Consider the following 16,174-nt stretch of genomic DNA (forward strand, 5'->3'; position numbering starts at 1 on the left):
GACGGTCAGGCCGCTTCGCGGTACGCCGGGGAGACCTGGACCACCGGGAGCAGCGCCGCCGCCGGTTCGGCCACCGGGGCATCCGGGAGCACCGGCAGGGGCTCCGCCGCCACCGGCGGGACCTCGGCGGCGACCGGCGGGACGTCCGCGCCGAGCGGTTCGGGGGCGCCCTTGTCGATCAGTTCGCGGCGCGGGCAGGCACCGCGTCCGAGGAGCGCCTGGATGCGGCGGACACAGCCGCCGCAGTCGGTGCCCGCCTTGCAGGCGGAGGCGATCTGGCGGGGTGTGCAGGCACCGGTGTCCGCGTGGTCGCGGACCTGCTGCTCGGTGATGCCGAAGCAGGAGCACACGTACACCCGGTCCACCTCCGCGTAGGTCGGCCTCGTCGATCCCGTTGATCGTCAGTGAGGTAACCCTTACCTTACCTGTCGCCGGAGGGCACGGACAACGCCGGACAACGCGGTGGGGCGCGGATCACAGATCCGCGCCCCACCGATGTGTCGCGCACGTCGCGACGGACGGACTCACTGGTCCCGGTACATCTCCGCGACCAGGAAGGCCAGGTCCAGCGACTGGCTGCGGTTGAGCCGCGGGTCGCAGGCGGTCTCGTAGCGCTGGTGCAGATCGTCGACGAAGATCTCGTCGCCGCCGCCCACGCACTCCGTGACGTCGTCGCCGGTCAGCTCGACGTGGATGCCGCCCGGGTGGGTGCCCAGCGACTTGTGGACCTCGAAGAAGCCCTTGACCTCGTCGAGCACGTCGTCGAAGCGGCGGGTCTTGTGGCCCGACGCCGCCTCGAAGGTGTTGCCGTGCATCGGGTCGCAGATCCACGCGACCTGCGCACCGGAGGCGGTGACCTTCTCCACCAGCTCGGGGAGGCGGTCGCGGATCTTGTCCGCGCCCATCCGCGTGATGAAGGTCAGCCGGCCCGGCTCACGGTCCGGGTCGATCCGCTCGATGAGCGCCAGCGCGTCCTCGGCGGTGGTGTTCGGGCCGAGCTTCACCCCGACGGGGTTCCGGATGCGCGAGGCGAACTCGACGTGCGCGTGGTCGAGCTGGCGGGTGCGCTCGCCGAGCCAGACCATGTGGCCCGACACGTCGTAGAGCTGCCCGGTGCGCGAGTCGGTGCGGGTGAGCGCCGACTCGTAGTCGAGGATGAGCGCCTCGTGCGACGAGAAGAACTCGACGGTGCGGAACTCCTCCGGGTCGGCGCCGCAGGCGTTCATGAAGTTCATCGCGCGGTCGATCTCGCGGGCGAGCGCCTCGTAGCGCTGGCCGGAGGGCGACGACTTCACGAAGTCCTGGTTCCAGGCGTGCACCTGGCGCAGGTCGGCGTAGCCACCGGTGGTGAAGGCACGGACGAGGTTCAGCGTCGCGGCGGAGGCGTGGTACATCCGCTTGAGGCGCTCCGGATTCGGGATCCGGGCCGCCTCGGTGAACTCGAAGCCGTTGACGGAGTCACCGCGGTAGGTCGGCAGGGTCACGCCGTCGCGGGTCTCGGTGGGCTTGGAGCGCGGCTTGCTGTACTGGCCGGCGATCCGGCCGACCTTGACCACCGGGACGGACCCGGCGTAGGTCAGGACGGCGCCCATCTGGAGAAGCGTCTTGAGCTTGTTGCGGATGTGCTCGGCGGAGACGGCGTCGAACGCCTCCGCGCAGTCGCCGCCCTGCAGCAGAAACGCCTCACCGCGGGCGACCGCCGCCAGGCGCTCGCGCAGCTGGTCGCACTCCCCGGCGAAGACGAGCGGCGGATAGGACTCGAGCTCCGCGATCACATCGCGCAGAGCCTCGTGGTCCGGCCAGTCGGGCTGCTGCGCCGCGGGCAGGTCTCGCCAGGTGTTGCCACCGGCGTGGATATCAGCGTTCACGGTCACACCGTCCACATTACGGGGTCCGGAGGGGGTGTCCGGGCCACGCCCGGAGTATGAGACGGACCCCACCCGCCACCGGGACGCCCCGGACCCGGCCCCGGCGCCGGTTCCCGTCCGGCTCCGGGCCGCTGCGCGCACCCGTACACGGCCGTCCGGAGTGCGGACGGCGGCGTCGGGGCGCCACGGGGTCCGGTAGGGTGCCCGGCATGTACGCGCAGCACGTCACGAACTGGTGGTGGACCGCTCATCCGGCGGCCCGCTGACACGCGCGTACTCACTCGAACTCCGCGAAGGCCGCCCGAGGGGCGGCCTTCGGTGTGTCCACGGCCGTTCCTCCTCCCGGAAGGAACCCGGTATGCACCACCCCTCCCCCACCGCCGCGCCGCAGGACGCCGCCGCCCTGGTGCGGCGGCTGCTGGCCCCCGGCTGCCCGCCGTTCGCGCTGCTGCGCCGCCGTACGCCCGGGCGGGACGGCACCACCGTCGAGGTGCTGATCGGCGAGGTCACCGAGGTCGGGCGGCTGGCCGAGATCCCGCTCGGTGACGGCCCGGACACCTCCGGTGCGCCGGTGACCGACGCGCTGGCGCTGGTCCCGTTCCGGCAGATCCGCGAGCGCGGCTTCACCGCCCACGACGACGGCACCCCGCTCGCCGTGCTGCGCCCGCACACCGCGTACGAGCTGCCGCTGGACGCGGTGCGGGCGGCGCTCCCGGCGCACGACGTGACGGTGCGCGACGGGGCGTTCGACGTGGCCGACGACGCCTACGCGGAGATCGTCGGGCGGGTGGTGCGGGACGAGATCGGCAGCGGGGCGGGCGCCAACTTCGTGATCCGGCGGACCTTCGAGGGCGCGATCGACGGGTTCGGCGCCGCGGACGCGCTGGCGCTGTTCCGGCGGCTGCTGGCCGGGGAGCGCGGCGCGTACTGGACGTATGTGGTGCACCGCCCCGGGGTGCGGACGCTGGTCGGCGCCAGCCCCGAGGTGCATGTGCGGATGACCGGGGCGCGGCCGGACGCGCCGGGCGGCGGCACCGTCGTGATGAATCCGATCAGCGGCACCTACCGCTACCCGGCGGGCGGCCCCACCGCCGAGGGGCTGCTGGCGTTCCTCGGCGACCGCAAGGAGGTGGAGGAGTTGTCGATGGTCGTCGACGAGGAGCTGAAGATGATGTGCACCGTCGGCGACGGCGGCGGGGTGGTCGTCGGGCCGCGGCTGCGGGAGATGGCGCACCTCGCGCACACCGAGTACGAGCTGCGCGGCCGGACCTCGCTGGATGTGCGGGAGGTGCTGAAGGAGACGATGTTCGCGGCGACGGTGACCGGCTCGCCGGTGCAGAACGCCTGCCGGGTCATCGAGCGCCACGAGCCGCGCGCCGCCGGCGGGCGGGGGCGCGGCTACTACGCGGGGGCGCTGGCGCTGCTGGGCCGGGACGCGTCCGGGGCGCAGACGCTGGACTCGCCGATCCTCATCCGGACCGCCGACATCGACGCGGGCGGGCGGCTGCGGGTGCCGGTCGGGGCGACGCTGGTGCGGGCCTCGGACCCGTACGGCGAGGTGGCCGAGACCCATGCGAAGGCGGCGGGGGTGCTCACCGCGCTGGGGGTGCGACCGGCGCCAAAGCGGGCGGCGGCGGAGGGCGGGGCGCCGCGGTTGGCGGACGATCCGCGGGTGCGGGCGGCGCTGGATGCGCGGCGGGCGGATCTGGCGCCGTTCTGGCTGCGGATGCGCTCCGGCGAGCCGACCGCGGCGCTGCGCGGCCATGCGCTGGTGGTGGACGCGGAGGACACCTTCACCGCGATGCTGGCGCATCTGCTGCGGACGTCGGGTCTGGAGGTCACGGTGCGCCGGTTCGACGAGCCGGGGCTGCGGGAGGCGGTGCGGGCGCACCGGGGGCCGGTGGTGCTGGGCCCCGGGCCCGGCGATCCGTCCGACGCCGGGGACCCGAAGATGCGCTTCCTGCGGTCGCTCGCCGCGGAGCTGGTGGGCGGGCGGTCGGCGGACCGGCCGGTCCTCGGGGTCTGCCTCGGCCATGAGCTGCTCGCGGCCGAACTGGGGCTGGAGATCGTCCGCAAGGAGGTGCCGTTCCAGGGGGCGCAGGAGACGATCGACTTCTTCGGGCGGCCGGAGACCGTCGGTTTCTACAACACCTTCACCGCCCGCTGCGACGACGCCACCGCCGCCGAACTTGCCATGCACCGCGTGGAGTTGAGCCGGGACGGGGTGAGCGGTGAGGTCCATGCGCTGCGCGGGCCGGGCTTCGCCGGGGTGCAGTTCCACCCGGAGTCGGTGCTGACGCTGGACGGGTCGGGGCTCACCGCTCAGCTGCTGGCGGCCGTCCTGGTGTGACGAGGAGGTTCGCGCCGCCGCGACCGGCCAGATAGTCCTCGACGTTGGCGAGGGTGGCGTCGATGATCTGGCCGACCGCGTCGGCGGTGAAGTACGCCTGGTGCGAGGTGACGAGGACGTTGTTGAAGGTCATCAGGCGGGCCAGGACGTCGTCGCGGACGACGTCGAGCGAGCGGTCGTGGAAGAACATCCCGGCCTCCTCCTCGTAGACGTCGAGGGCGACGCCGGAGAGGCGGCCGGTCTTCAGGGTCCGGACGAGGGCGGCGGTGTCGACGAGTCCGCCGCGGCTGGTGTTGACGAGCAGGGCGTCGTCCTTCATGGCGGCGAGCGCGGCGGCGTCGACGAGGTGGCGGGTGGCGTCGGTCAGCGGGACGTGCAGGGTGATCAGGTCGGACTCGGCGAAGAGGTGGTCGCGGTCGACGTAGCGCATACCGAGGTCGCGGCAGGCCGGGTTCTCGGCGAGGTCCCAGCCCAGCAGGCGCATGCCGAAGCCGTGCGCGATCCGGGTGAACGCCTCGCCGATCCGGCCGGTGCCGACCACGCCGACGGTGCGTCCTCGCAGGTCGCGGCCCATCAGTCCGTCGAGGCGGAAGTCGAAGAGGCGGGTGCGTTGGGCGGCGCGGATCACCCGGCGGTCGACGGCGAGGGCGAGCGCCCAGGCGAACTCGGCGACGGCGTAGGGCGAGTAGGCGGCGACCCGGCCGACGGTCATACCGAGGTCGGCGGCGGCCCGGAGGTCGATGTTGTTGTAGCCGGTGGCGCGCTGGGCGATCAGTTTCGTACCGCCGGTGAAGAGGGTCTGGAGGACCTCGGCGGACAGTTCGGAGTTGACGTCGGTGGTGACGATCTCGTAGCCGTGGGCGATGGGGGCGGTGTCGCGGTCGAGGTTGACGTCCAGGCAGCGGATCTGGTGCCGGTCGGCGAACGCCCGCTCCAGCAGCGGCCGTTCATCGGTCTGCACCCCGAACGCGATGATCTCCATACCGCTCTCCTCCTCGCCTCACACCCGACCGCTTCGCGGCTTTTGTCCGCCGGGCCGAATATACGGGGAGCGGAGCCGGGCGCCGCCGCGGCGCGGGCGGACGGGGCCCGGTGGAGCGACGGGCGGGCGGGGCGCCCGGAGTGCCCGGGAGCACCCGGGGACGCGCCCGCCCGCCGCCCGCGCCGGTCAGCCGAAGAACACCCCCGCCTCCGCGTACAGCGCCGGATCGACCGTCTTGAGCTGCGCCGTCGCCTCCGCCAGCGGCACCCGCACGATGTCGGTGCCGCGCAGCGCCACCATCGAGCCGAAGTCCCGGGCGTGCACCGCGTCCACGGCGTGCAGCCCGAAGCGGGTGGCCAGCCAGCGGTCGAAGGCGCTGGGCGTGCCGCCGCGCTGGGTGTGGCCGAGGACGGTGGTCCGCGCCTCCTTGCCGGTCCGCCGCTCGATCTCCGCGGCCAGCCACTCCCCCACCCCGGAGAGCCGTACGTGCCCGAACGCGTCGGTGCTGCCGTCCTTCAGCACCATCTGGCCGTCCTTGGGCATCGCGCCCTCCGCGACGACGACGATCGGCGCGTAGCGGACCCGGAAGCGGGACTCGATCCAGGCGCAGACCTGCTCGATGTCGAAGCGCTGCTCGGGGATGAGGACGACGTTGGCGCCGCCCGCCAGCCCCGAGTGGAGCGCGATCCACCCGGCGTGGCGGCCCATCACCTCGACGACCAGGACCCGCATATGGGATTCGGCGGTGGTGTGCAGCCGGTCGATGGCCTCGGTGGCGACGCCGACGGCGGTGTCGAAGCCGAAGGTGTAGTCGGTGGCCGAGAGGTCGTTGTCGATGGTCTTGGGGACGCCGACGCAGGGCACGCCGTGCTCCTCCCAGAGCCTGGCCGCGACGCCGAGGGTGTCCTCGCCGCCGATCGCGATCAACGCCTCGATCTCCTCCTTGGCCAGCGTCTCCTTGATCCGGCGGACGCCGTCGTCCTCCCGGAAGGGGTTGGTCCGCGACGAGCCGAGGACCGTACCGCCGCGGGGCAGGATGCCGCGGACCGCGGCGATGTCCAGCGGGCGGACGTCGCCCCGCAGCGCCCCGCGCCAGCCGTCGCGGAAGCCCGCGAAGGTGTGTCCGTACTCCTGGGTGCCCTTGCGGACGACGGCTCTGATCACCGCGTTCAGACCGGGGCAGTCGCCACCGCCGGTCAGCACTCCGACCCGCATCGCCTTCACCTACATCCCGTCAGAGGGCCGCGCACGGCCCCGCACGAACCGATGCGGCCACGCTAGACGTGATCTGGGTCACTCCGGGATGGGTGTGCCGCCGACTCCGGTGCCCGGAGGGCGAGTTGGCGCCGGACGATCACCCGTACGGGCGGGACCCCGGCGCGGTGGTGACGCGGCCCGCGGTCAGGCGTCGTCGAGCCCGCGCTCGATGGCGTACCGGACCAGCTCGACGCGGTTGTGGAGCTGGAGCTTGCCGAGGGTGTTCTGGACGTGGTTCTGCACCGTGCGGTGCGAGATGACCAGCCGCTCGGCGATCTGCTTGTACGAGAGGCCCTTGGCGACCAGCCGCAGCACCTCGGTCTCCCGGTCGGTCAGGCTCGGGGCGCCGGGCTCGTCCGCGGTGGCGGGCGCCGGTTCCGTCGCCAGCCGCCGGTACTCGCCGAGGACCAGCCCGGCCAGCCCCGGTGTGAAGACCGGCTCACCGGCGGCGGTGCGGCGCACCGCGTCCAGCAGCTCCTCGGTGCTCGCCGACTTCAGCAGATAGCCGGTCGCCCCGGACTTCACCGCCTCCAGCACATCGGCGTGCTCCCCGCTGGCCGACAGGACCAGGACCCGCACACCGGGGTGCGAGCCGACGACCTCCTTGCAGACCTGCGCGCCGGGCAGCCCGGGGAGGTTGAGGTCCAGGACGAGGACCTGCGGCACCACGGCACGGGCCCGGCGCACCGCCTGCGGACCGTCGCCCGCGGTGGCCACCACCTCGCACCCGGCGGCCGCCAGGTCCCGGGCGACGGCGTCGCGCCACATCGGGTGGTCGTCGACCACCATCACCTGTATCCCGCCGCCGAAACCGCCTGCCGGAACCGTGCCGTCCTGCTCGCTCATGCCCGCGCCTTCCCCCCGCGTCGGCCCTCGGGCACGGCGCCCTTGGGTACGGTCAACTCCACTTCGGTGCCCTGTCCGGGGACCGACAGCCACTCGGCGGTGCCGCCCAGGTCCCGCAGCCGCCCGCGGATCGACAGCGCGACCCCCAGGCGGCCCTCCCGCTCCGCGTCGTCGAGCCGCCCCTCGGGGATGCCGGGACCGTCGTCCCGGACCGTCACCACGACCGCCTCCGGCTCGTCCTCCAGCAGCACCCACGCCCGGGCGCCCTCCCCGGCGTGCACCCGTACGTTGTCCAGCGCGGCGCCGACCGCGGCGGCCAACTCCCCGGCGGCGTGGGCCGGCAGCTCGACGGCGGCGCCCGGCTCGGAGAACGTCACCCCGCTCCCGGCGTACGGGGCGAGCAGCGCCCGGAGGTCACAGCGGCCCTGCGGCGCGTCGGCGGGCGGCACGGCGGCCACCCGCGGCGCGGCGGCCGCCGGGGCGCCCGCGCGGGGCGGCGGGACCGGCCCACCGGCCACCAGCGTCCGCAGCGCGACCTCCTGCTCCCCGGCCATCCGGCCCAGCTCCGCCGCCTCCCCGCCGATCGCGGCGCCGCGGCGCTGCACCATCGCGAGGACCTGGAGGACGCTGTCGTGGATGTCGCGGGCCAGCCGCTCCCGCTCCCGGGTCGCCGCCTCGATCTGGAGCGCCCGGGCGAGGGTGCGCTCACTGTCGCGGGCCACCTCGACGACGTAGCCGATCGCCACGCTCGCCACCCAGACCAGCACGACGTTGTGGATGGTGTTCCCGGCCAGCTCCTCGCGTTCGACGAGGTTGGCGACGGCCACCAGGCTGGACGCGGCCATCGCCCACCGCCAGCCGCCCTTGATCGCGAAGCCGAGGACGGAGCCCGCGGTGCAGATCGACGGCAGCGTGGCCGCGCCGCCCATGATCCGCTCATGGGACTCGACGACCATGGTCAGCAGGATGCCGCCCACCGCGAAGGTGAGGTCACCGGCGAGGAAGCGCCGGGTGCAGCGCTCCGCCGAGGTGGTGTGGCGCCAGGTCAGCGCGGTCCAGACGGCGAGCGCCGCCATGTAGCCGACCGCGCCCAGCGGATGCACGTACTTCTCGTACTGCGAGGCGACCAGGCAACAGGTGTAGATCAGTGTGAGGACGCGGTAGCCGGTGAGCGCGCGCCACAGCGGCAGCTCCACGGACATGCGCAGCCCCGGCCGCGACGCGGCGGGCGCCGTGCCCGCCACCGCCCCGCCCGCTTCCGTCGTACCGTCGGTGTCCGCCATCCCCGGCCCCCACCCCTCGCCGGGCGCGCCTACGCCCCGGCCTCGGCCTTCCCCGGTCCGTCCGTGCCGTGCCCCTTGCCCTTGCCGACGCCCTCGGCCTTCTTCGCCTCGGCCTCGGCCTTCTTCTTCGCGTCGGCGATCTGCCGCTTGGCGGCCGTCGCGTAGATGTCGACGTACTCCTGGCCGGAGAGCTTCATGATCTCGTACATCACCTCGTCGGTGACCGAGCGCAGGATGAAGCGGTCGCCCTCCATGCCCTGGTAGCGCGTGAAGTCCAGCGGCTTGCCGATGCGGATGCCGGGCCGGATCATCTTCGGGACGATCTTGCCGGGCGGCTGCACCTTCTCGGTGTCGATCATCGCGACGGGGATGACCGGCGCACCGGTGGCCAGCGCGACCCGGGCCAGACCGCCGGGCTTGCCGCGGTAGAGGCGGCCGTCGGGCGAGCGGGTGCCCTCCGGGTAGATGCCGAACAGCTCACCGCGCTCCAGCACCTCGATACCGCTCTTGATGGCCGCCTCGCCCGCCCCGCGCGCCCCCGAGCGGTCGACGGGCAGCTGGCCCACGCCCTTGAAGAACGCGGCGGTCAGCTTCCCCTTCACGCCGGGCGAGGTGAAGTACTCGGCCTTCGCGATGAAGGTGACCTTGCGGTCGAGGACCGCGGGCAGGAAGAAGGAGTCCGAGAAGGACAGGTGGTTGCTCGCGAGGATCGCCGGACCCTCGGCGGGAACGTTCTCGATGCCTTCCACCCAGGGACGGAACGCCAGCTTGAGCGAACCGCCGAGAGAGAACTTCATTGCGCCGTAGATCAACCGACTGCCTCCTGTGTGTGACGCAAAGACCTTAACCCGGCCCGGAGCCCCGTTCGTCGCCTCCGGTCCGCCGCCCGGGACGGGGCGGGCCCCCGCATCGCGCGATCGCCCTTACCCCACCGGCGTCACTCCGCGTACGCTGCAGGTGACGACCCAGATCCCCCATCGATCGGAGTTCCCCGGTGCCGCTCCTTCCCGGAGCCGAGCCGTTCCGCCGTGACGGCGGAGAGGTCGGCGTCCTCGTGTGTCACGGCTTCACCGGCTCCCCCCAGTCCGTACGCCCCTGGGCCGAGTACCTCGCCGACCGCGGGGCGAGCGTCGCGCTGCCGCTGCTGCCCGGCCACGGCACCCGCTGGCAGGACCTGGCGGTCACCACGTGGCAGGACTGGTACGCGGAGGTCGACCGCGAGCTGCGGGCGCTGACCGAGCGGTGTGACCAGGTCTTCGTCTGCGGGCTGTCGATGGGCGGCGCGCTGGCGCTGCGGCTCGCCGCCCGGCACGGCGACGCGCTCGGCGGCGTCGTGGTGGTCAACCCCGCCAACAAGGTGCACGACACGGCGGCACCGCTGCTGCCCGTGCTGCGCCACGTCCTCCCGACGACGAAGGGCCTGGCGAGCGACATCGCCAAGGAGGGCGCCGAGGAGACCGGCTACGACCGCGTCCCGCTGCACGCCGCGCACTCCCTGCGGCAGTTCCTCCGGCTGGTGGACACCGAACTCCCGCAGGTCACCCAGCCGTTGCTGGTGATGACCAGCCCGCAGGACCATGTCGTGCCGCCGGCCGACTCGGAGCGGATCCTGGCCCGGGTCTCGTCGACGGACGTGGACCGGAAGCTGCTGGAGCACAGCTACCACGTCGCCACGCTCGACCACGACGCCGAGCAGATCTTCCGGGACACCGCCGCCTTCATCGAGCGGCTGGCCCCCGGCGCCCTGACCGACCCGGCGGACGAGGGGACGGCGGCCCGTGGCGGAGCGTAGCCCTCGCGATCCCCAGGACCCGCTGGACGAAGAGGCCGCCTGGGCCCAGATCGTCGCGGGTTACGGCGAGGAACCGGCGTGGGACGACGCCCGCCGGGAGGTACGGGACGAGACCACCGGCCCCGGGGAGCCCGGCGCGGGCGCGAAGGCCACGGGCGGTACGGCCGCCCCGGAGGGCGAGCGGCCCGGCCCCGCACCGCAGGCGTCCGACGGCCCCGGCGAGGACGCCGGACCCGAGGAGCGGACCGCGGACGACGACGGGCCGAAGACACCGCCCGGCCCCGCGGCGCCCGCCTCCCCCGGCAGCTTCGTGGTGTACGCGCCGGGCGTCGGCCCGCGCGACTGGAGCGCCGCCGAGCCCTCCGACGACGACTTCGACGAGAACGACGAGGGCCACTTCACCCCGCCCGAGCCGCCCCCGCTCCCGCAGGCCGACGTCACCGCGAAGTTCGCCTGGCTCGCGGTGCTCGGCGGCCCGCTGCTCCTGATCGTCATGGTGCTGCTCCAGCAGCCGGTGACGTGGTGGATCACGGTCCTGGGCATCGGCGGTTTCCTCGGCGGCTTCGCCACCCTCATCGCCCGGATGAAGGGCGACGACGAGGACGGCGACGGACCGGCGCCGGGCAGCGGCGCGGTGGTCTGAGACCTAGCGCGCGGCCGCCGGGATCCGCAGCGCCGCGAGCACCGGCAGATGGTCGGTGGCGGCCGTCAGATCCCCGGCGGCCACCCCGGGCAGCCCGTACGGGACGCCGCAGCCCAGCACCTCGACGCCGCCGGTGGTGAAGAGCGCGTCGATGCGCTGGTGCGGGTCGCGCGGCGTCGAGGTGAACTCCCCGCCCCACGGGTGCGCGGCCCAGGCGTCGGTCAGCGCACCGGACAGCAGCCGGAAACTCCGCCCGTCCGGCCGGTCGTTGAGGTCCCCACCGGCCACCGCGTACGGCACCTCCAGCGCCGCCAGCTCCGCGAGCAGCCGTCCGGCCTGCGCGTACCGCTCCTCGGCGGCGAGGCTGAGATGGCAGCTGAGGACGCCGAGACGGGCGCCGCCGACGCGGACGACGGCGGTGGCGAAGCCGCGCCGGTGCAGGCCCGGGGTGCGCGGCAGCAGGATGTCGGCGGTCCGCTCGACGTGGACGCGGAGCGTGGCGAGGATCATCGGGCCGGTGGTGGTGGCGCCGCCGGTGACATACGTCAGACCGCTCGCCCGGGCCAGCCGTTCGGCGGCCTTGCGCCAGCGGAAGAACCGCGGCGCCTCCTGGATCAGCACGAGGTCGGGCGCGCAGGCGCGGATCACCCGGGCGAGCGCCGCCCCGTCGTCGCGCAGCGAGCGGATGTTGTAGCTGAGCACCCGCACGACGGCCGAACCGTCCGGTGCGGTGCGGGAGACGGGAAGCGCGGACAGCACGGCGGCTCCTTGTGCCGGGGGCCCGGAAAGTGCGGCGCCCGCCGCGTCCGGGACGCGGCGGGCGGTGGCTCAGCCCTGGCGGGCGAGGTCGGCGGCGCCGACCAGCCCGGCCTTGCCGCCGAGTTGGGCGGCGAGCACCTGGGCGTGCGGCCGCCACTGGCTGCCCACCAGCCAGCGGCGGAACGACTTGCGGATCGGGTCGAGGACCAGTTCGCCCTCGTCCGAGACGCCGCCGCCGACGATGAAGGCGGACGGGTCGAAGAGCGAGGCGAGGTCGGCCAGTCCGGCACCGGCCCAGCGGGCCAGCTCGCGGAAGGAGTCGACGGCGACCGGGTCCCCGCGGCGGGCGGCCTCGCTGATGTGCCGCCCCTCGATGCCCCCGGGCGTACCGTCGCCCAGGCCCAGCAGGACCGTGGCGTCCTTGGGGGTGGCGGAGGCGCGCTGGCGGGCGTAGCGGAGCAGGGCGCGGCCGGAGGCGTACTGCTCCCAGCAGCCCTGGCTGCCGCAGCCGCACAGCAGACCGTCGGGGACGACCCGGATGTGGCCGAACTCGGCGGCGACGCCGAAGCGGCCGCGGCGCAGCTTGTTGCCGATGATGATGCCGCCGCCCAGGCCCGTGCCGAGCGTGATGCAGATGACGTCGCTGTGCCCGGCACCGGCGCCGAAGCGGTACTCGCCCCAGGCCGCGGCGTTGGCGTCGTTCTCGACCACGACGGGCAGACCGACGCGCTGTTCGACCTTGTCCTTGAGCGGTTCGTGCCGCCAGTCGATGTTCGGTGCGAACAGGACCGTGGCCCGCTTCTCGTCGACGTATCCGGCCGCGCCGATGCCGACGGCCTCCACCCGGTGGGCGGCGCCGACGGAGCGGACCGCGTCGGCGATGGCGTCGGTCAGCGCGTCGGCGGTCTGCGGGGTCGGCACCGTGCAGGTGTCCAGGATCGAGCCCTCTTCGTCGACCACGCCGGCCGCGATCTTCGTGCCGCCGATGTCGACGCCGATGGTGAGTCCCATGTGTCCCTCAGTTGTCTCTCGAACCCCGCCGTGATCCACCGTACCGGAGCGGGAGAGGGGGACCCTCCGGGTCGTCAGTCGAGATCGATGCGCTCGGTGCCCGTGGGGCCGTCGTCGTCGCGGGGGTCCTCGGGGCGTCCGGCGGGCCGCGGGTGGTCGCCGGTCTCCTTGCGGGTCCAGCGGGTCTCGCCGCCCTCGACGGCGGAGCGGTAGGCGGCGAGCAGCTCGGAACCGGCGGCGGCGAGGTGGTCGAAGACGTCCGGGTGGCGCTCGACGACCGGCTCCACGGCGGCCTTGGCCTGCCGGAACAGGCTGCTGACGGCGGTGGAGGCGGCGGCGCCGCCGAGCGCGCCGGGCAGCTGGATCCCGGCGAGCTTGTCGCCCACCGCGTCGGCGAGCTTGCGCAGCTCGTCGGCGGCGCTGCCCGGCGGGACGCCCTGCTCGGCGCGGCGGCGGGCCTTCTCCGCGGCGAGGTCCTCGGCGCAGGCCGTCTCCCAGGCGTCGGCCTCGGGAGCGGCCGTCGGCTCGGCCGGACGGTCGGTGGCATCACTCATGGCGGGCTCCGTGGACTCCTGCTGCGGATGGCCGCGGTGCGCCGGGGCGCCCGGCGGCCGGGACGGGACTCACCTTCGACGGTACCCGAACGGGGGTACGCGGATCAGCTTCCCTCGGGCCAGAGTGCCGGGTCGGGGGTGAAGCGGATCTGGAGCACGCCCTCGCGCAGTCCGGCGCCGGTGACGGTGCAGCGGCGCAGTGCCGAGGGCAGGGTCCGTATCCGGCGGTGGCGGCCGACGGTGACGACGATCTCGTCGCCGCGGCGGACCAGCCCCAGGCCCTCGCGGGCGGCGCCGGGCAGCGGCACCCGCCACACCAGGAGGCCGTCGTCGGCGAGCCGGTCCTCGACGGTCCAGGGGTCGGCGGCGCGGGCGGCGGTGTCCGTGGTGGCGCCGACGCGGGCGGCGTCGGCGTCGAGGAGGGCGGCGAGCGCGTCGAGGCCCCGCGGGTCGCGGCCGAGGTGGGCGACCTCGTGGACCGGGACGCCCGCCACCTCCTCGCGCAGCACCGTCAGCGCCTCCTGCTGGGCGCCGGAGAGCGCGGCGAGGAACGGGTCGGCGGAGCCGGTCGGCAGCAGCCGGTTGACGAGGACCGCGTCGGTGCGGCGGCCGTGCAGCGCGAGCCCGGCGCGGGCGGCGCGCAGCGTCCCGGCGGCGACCGGCCCGGCGTCGGTGACCAGCCGGACGGTGGTGCCCGGCGCGTCGATCACGGCCTGGACGGCGGCGAGTTCCTGCTCCCAGCGGTCGGCGGCCTCGTAGAGCTTCTGGGCGGGCATGGGCACCCCGGCGAGCTGGGCGAGGACCGGGCGCAGGGCGCGGGCGGCCTGGCGTTCGGCGGGCAGCAGTCGGCGCAGATAGCGGCGGACCTGTGCGGGGAGCGCCAGAAGGTGGATCGTTTCGTCGGCGGGCGGGGCGTCGACGACGACGGTGTCCCAGCTGCCGGAGGTGTGTGCGGCGCGCAGCGCGTGCAGCAGCGCGAAGGAGGCGGCGCCGGGGAGTTCGGTGAGTTCGTCGGCGTCGAGCGGGGTGGCGCCGAGCAGGTCGAGGGCGGCGCCCGCGCGGTCCTGGAAGGCGAGGAACTCGGTGCGGAAGCGGTCGCCGGGGTCGACGCGGCGGGCGTGCAGTCGGGGGGCGAGTTCGGTGGCCGTGGTGGACAGTTCGGTGCCCAGGACGGTCTGCGGGGCGCTGCTCTCGCCGGTGAGCAGCAGCGTCCGGGCGCCCTGCCGGGCCGCGGCCAGTGCGGTGGCCGCGGCGAGGGTGGAGCGACCGGCGCCGCCCGCGCCCGTGACGAGGACGGTCCGCACGTTCAGTGGGTCCCGGCCGCGTCGGCGGTGTCCTCGGGGCCGGACTCCACGCGCTTCTTCAGGCCCGCGAGCGCGCGGTCGATGATGACCTTCTCGGCCTTGCGCTTGATCATGCCGAGCATCGGGATCTTGACGTCGACGGTGAGCTGGTAGGTCACCTCGGTGCCCGCGCCGCCGTCGACCGGGGCGAGGCGGTAGGAGCCGTCGAGGGCGCGCAGCATCTGGGACTTGACGAGCGACCAGCTGACCTCGTTCTCGCCGGTCCAGGTGTAGGCGAGGGTGTGGTCGTCCTTGATGGCACCGGCGTCGAGGAGCAGCCGGACCTGTGCGGCGCGGCCCCGGTCGTCCTTGGCCAGCACCTCGGCCTCCTTGACCTCGCCGGTCCACCGCGGGTAGCGCTCGAAGTCGGCGATCACTCCCATCACCTCGGCGGGCGGCGCCGCGATCGTGATGCTAGAGCTGGTGTGTTCGGCCATCGCCGTGACTCCTCCATGCCGATTGCGCCGGTACGGCCCGGCCCCCGGCTCGCGTCGAACCCGGTGTCTCTGCTGCTGAAGGCTACCGCGCGGCGCGGCGCCGCCGGACACCAGCGGGCCGGGCGGCGCGGGCCCGCGGGGCGCCCGGGCGCGGCGGCCGGGTCACCACTCCAGGACGTACGGCCTGCCGGTCGCGCGGAAATGGCCGACGTTGACGCACTCGGTGGCGCCGATGCGCATCCGGCGGGCGAGCGGCTGGTGGACGTGGCCGAAGAGGGAGTAGCGCGGGCGGGTGCGGCGGATGGCGTCGAGGAGGGCGGCGCTGCCGCGCTCGAAGCGGCGGGCGACGGTGTCGTAGCAGAGTTCGGGGACGTCCGGCGGGATGTGGGTGCAGAGGACGTCGACCTCGCCGACCGCCTCGATCTTGGCGGCGTACTCCTCGTAGCCGATCTCGTACGGCGTGCGCATCGGGGAGGGCAGACCGCCGCCGACGAAGCCGAAGACGCGGCCGCCTATCTCGACGCGCTGGCCGTCGAGGACGGTGGTGCCCTCGCGGGCGTACTCGGGCCAGAGGCGGGGGATGTCGACGTTGCCGAAGGTGGCGTAGGTGGGGGTGGGCAGGGCGGCGAAGAGTTCGGCGTACTGGCCGCGGACCGCGGTCTCGATGACGGATTCGCGCGGCTCCCCGGCGGCGTCCAGCTCGCCCCACAGGCGGCGGCCGAAGGCGCGCGCCTCGTCGAAACGGCGGGCGGTGCGCAGATCGATGAGGCGGCGGGCGTTGTCGGCGCCGAAGAGGGCGGGGAAGATGCCGCGCGCGTGGTCGGCGTAGTCGAGGAAGAGCACGAGATCGCCGAGGCAGACGAGGGCGTCGGCGCCCTCACCGGCGCGGGCGAGGTCCCGGCTGTTGCCGTGTACATCACTGACCACATGCAGTCGCATGACGGAAATCCTAGGTCCCGGTTCCGCGGGCCGGGAGGGCGCCGTCCGCCGGTTACTTTCCGGTCACCGAAACGCTGGTCTAGTCTGCGCGGGCGGCCTGCCCCACGCAG

General features: G+C 74.2%; 17 protein-coding genes. 4 read left to right on the forward strand and 13 right to left on the reverse strand.

Annotated features, from left to right (window positions below; genetic code table 11):
• Positions 1–5: 5 nt before the first annotated feature.
• The gene (locus tag IF23_RS31950) at positions 6–356 is read right to left on the reverse strand and encodes a (2Fe-2S)-binding protein (RefSeq protein WP_051739450.1); all 351 of its coding nucleotides are present in this window, start codon (positions 354–356) and stop codon (positions 6–8) included.
• Positions 357–524: 168 nt separating this feature from the next.
• Complete coding sequence (locus tag IF23_RS0109285; RefSeq protein WP_030281789.1) at positions 525–1,874, reverse strand: class II 3-deoxy-7-phosphoheptulonate synthase; 1,350 nt, start codon at positions 1,872–1,874, stop codon at positions 525–527.
• 203 nt (positions 1,875–2,077) lie between these two features.
• Here IF23_RS0109285 and IF23_RS35575 point away from each other — a divergent pair, with 203 nt between their 5' ends.
• A complete protein-coding gene (locus tag IF23_RS35575) occupies positions 2,078–2,134 on the forward strand; it encodes a trp operon leader peptide (RefSeq protein WP_425423822.1) in 57 nt (18 codons plus the stop codon).
• Positions 2,135–2,226: 92 nt separating this feature from the next.
• Entirely contained in the window at positions 2,227–4,218 is a 1,992-nt protein-coding gene (locus IF23_RS0109290) for an anthranilate synthase family protein (RefSeq protein WP_030281790.1), read from the forward strand.
• Here the strand turns inward: IF23_RS0109290 and IF23_RS0109295 are convergent.
• The 5 genes from IF23_RS0109295 to IF23_RS0109315 all read right to left on the reverse strand — a co-directional run bounded on the left by IF23_RS0109295 (position 4,184) and on the right by IF23_RS0109315 (position 9,383).
• The gene (locus IF23_RS0109295; protein ID WP_030281792.1) at positions 4,184–5,200 is read right to left on the reverse strand and encodes a 2-hydroxyacid dehydrogenase; all 1,017 of its coding nucleotides are present in this window, start codon (positions 5,198–5,200) and stop codon (positions 4,184–4,186) included. The genes IF23_RS0109290 and IF23_RS0109295 overlap by 35 nt on opposite strands.
• 186 nt (positions 5,201–5,386) lie before the next feature.
• A complete protein-coding gene (locus IF23_RS0109300) occupies positions 5,387–6,415 on the reverse strand; it encodes a 6-phosphofructokinase (RefSeq protein WP_030281794.1) in 1,029 nt (342 codons plus the stop codon).
• A 186-nt stretch (positions 6,416–6,601) separates the two neighbouring features.
• On the reverse strand, positions 6,602–7,303 hold the full coding sequence (locus IF23_RS0109305) for a response regulator (RefSeq protein ID WP_051739444.1): 702 nt from the start codon (positions 7,301–7,303) through the stop codon (positions 6,602–6,604).
• Positions 7,300–8,586, reverse strand: coding sequence for a MacS family sensor histidine kinase (gene macS, locus IF23_RS0109310; RefSeq protein WP_425423817.1), 1,287 nt, complete (start codon positions 8,584–8,586; stop codon positions 7,300–7,302). The genes IF23_RS0109305 and macS overlap by 4 nt, the downstream gene beginning before the upstream one ends.
• A gap of 29 nt (positions 8,587–8,615) precedes the next feature.
• Positions 8,616–9,383 (reverse strand): lysophospholipid acyltransferase family protein, encoded by a 768-nt coding sequence (locus IF23_RS0109315; protein ID WP_037677774.1) that lies wholly within the window; start codon positions 9,381–9,383, stop codon positions 8,616–8,618.
• 197 nt (positions 9,384–9,580) lie between these two features.
• Between IF23_RS0109315 and IF23_RS0109320 the strand changes: the two genes are divergently transcribed.
• Together IF23_RS0109320 and IF23_RS0109325 are read left to right on the forward strand one after the other, a co-directional pair.
• Entirely contained in the window at positions 9,581–10,378 is a 798-nt protein-coding gene (locus tag IF23_RS0109320) for an alpha/beta hydrolase (RefSeq protein WP_030281801.1), read from the forward strand.
• The gene (locus tag IF23_RS0109325) at positions 10,365–11,021 is read left to right on the forward strand and encodes a hypothetical protein (protein ID WP_030281803.1); all 657 of its coding nucleotides are present in this window, start codon (positions 10,365–10,367) and stop codon (positions 11,019–11,021) included. Before IF23_RS0109320 ends, IF23_RS0109325 begins: the two co-directional genes overlap by 14 nt.
• A gap of 3 nt (positions 11,022–11,024) precedes the next feature.
• On the opposite strand, the gene IF23_RS0109330 is transcribed toward IF23_RS0109325, so the two are convergent.
• From IF23_RS0109330 to IF23_RS0109355, 6 genes are all read right to left on the reverse strand, one after another.
• Positions 11,025–11,777, reverse strand: coding sequence for an endonuclease/exonuclease/phosphatase family protein (locus IF23_RS0109330; protein ID WP_157847989.1), 753 nt, complete (start codon positions 11,775–11,777; stop codon positions 11,025–11,027).
• A 72-nt stretch (positions 11,778–11,849) separates the two neighbouring features.
• Complete coding sequence (locus IF23_RS0109335; RefSeq protein ID WP_030281807.1) at positions 11,850–12,791, reverse strand: ROK family glucokinase; 942 nt, start codon at positions 12,789–12,791, stop codon at positions 11,850–11,852.
• 74 nt (positions 12,792–12,865) lie between these two features.
• Positions 12,866–13,345 carry a DUF5304 domain-containing protein gene (locus tag IF23_RS0109340; protein ID WP_030281809.1) on the reverse strand — a complete coding sequence of 160 codons (480 nt, stop codon included), beginning with the start codon at positions 13,343–13,345 and terminating at the stop codon, positions 12,866–12,868.
• Positions 13,346–13,449: 104 nt separating this feature from the next.
• Positions 13,450–14,649, reverse strand: coding sequence for an ArsA family ATPase (locus IF23_RS0109345; protein WP_030281811.1), 1,200 nt, complete (start codon positions 14,647–14,649; stop codon positions 13,450–13,452).
• A gap of 2 nt (positions 14,650–14,651) precedes the next feature.
• Positions 14,652–15,125 carry an SRPBCC family protein gene (locus IF23_RS0109350; protein ID WP_030281812.1) on the reverse strand — a complete coding sequence of 158 codons (474 nt, stop codon included), beginning with the start codon at positions 15,123–15,125 and terminating at the stop codon, positions 14,652–14,654.
• Between the two features lie 162 nt (positions 15,126–15,287).
• The gene (locus IF23_RS0109355) at positions 15,288–16,064 is read right to left on the reverse strand and encodes a metallophosphoesterase family protein (RefSeq protein ID WP_030281814.1); all 777 of its coding nucleotides are present in this window, start codon (positions 16,062–16,064) and stop codon (positions 15,288–15,290) included.
• Positions 16,065–16,174: the final 110 nt, after the last annotated feature.

The organism is Streptomyces catenulae (assembly GCF_000718015.1).
In the GTDB taxonomy this organism is placed as follows: domain Bacteria; phylum Actinomycetota; class Actinomycetes; order Streptomycetales; family Streptomycetaceae; genus Streptomyces; species Streptomyces catenulae.

Bases quoted from the DNA above. Each gene is read 5' to 3' on its own strand.
- IF23_RS0109290 (WP_030281790.1), top strand. From the start codon at position 2,227: ATGCACCACCCCTCCCCCACCGCCGCGCCGCAGGACGCCGCCGCCCTG.
- IF23_RS0109295 (WP_030281792.1), bottom strand. From the start codon at position 5,200: ATGGAGATCATCGCGTTCGGGGTGCAGACCGATGAACGGCCGCTGCTG.
- IF23_RS0109300 (WP_030281794.1), bottom strand. From the start codon at position 6,415: ATGCGGGTCGGAGTGCTGACCGGCGGTGGCGACTGCCCCGGTCTGAAC.
- IF23_RS0109305 (WP_051739444.1), bottom strand. From the start codon at position 7,303: ATGAGCGAGCAGGACGGCACGGTTCCGGCAGGCGGTTTCGGCGGCGGG.
- macS (WP_425423817.1), bottom strand. From the start codon at position 8,586: ATGGCGGACACCGACGGTACGACGGAAGCGGGCGGGGCGGTGGCGGGC.
- IF23_RS0109315 (WP_037677774.1), bottom strand. From the start codon at position 9,383: ATGAAGTTCTCTCTCGGCGGTTCGCTCAAGCTGGCGTTCCGTCCCTGG.
- IF23_RS0109335 (WP_030281807.1), bottom strand. From the start codon at position 12,791: ATGGGACTCACCATCGGCGTCGACATCGGCGGCACGAAGATCGCGGCC.
- IF23_RS0109340 (WP_030281809.1), bottom strand. From the start codon at position 13,345: ATGAGTGATGCCACCGACCGTCCGGCCGAGCCGACGGCCGCTCCCGAG.
- IF23_RS0109350 (WP_030281812.1), bottom strand. From the start codon at position 15,125: ATGGCCGAACACACCAGCTCTAGCATCACGATCGCGGCGCCGCCCGCC.
- IF23_RS0109355 (WP_030281814.1), bottom strand. From the start codon at position 16,064: ATGCGACTGCATGTGGTCAGTGATGTACACGGCAACAGCCGGGACCTC.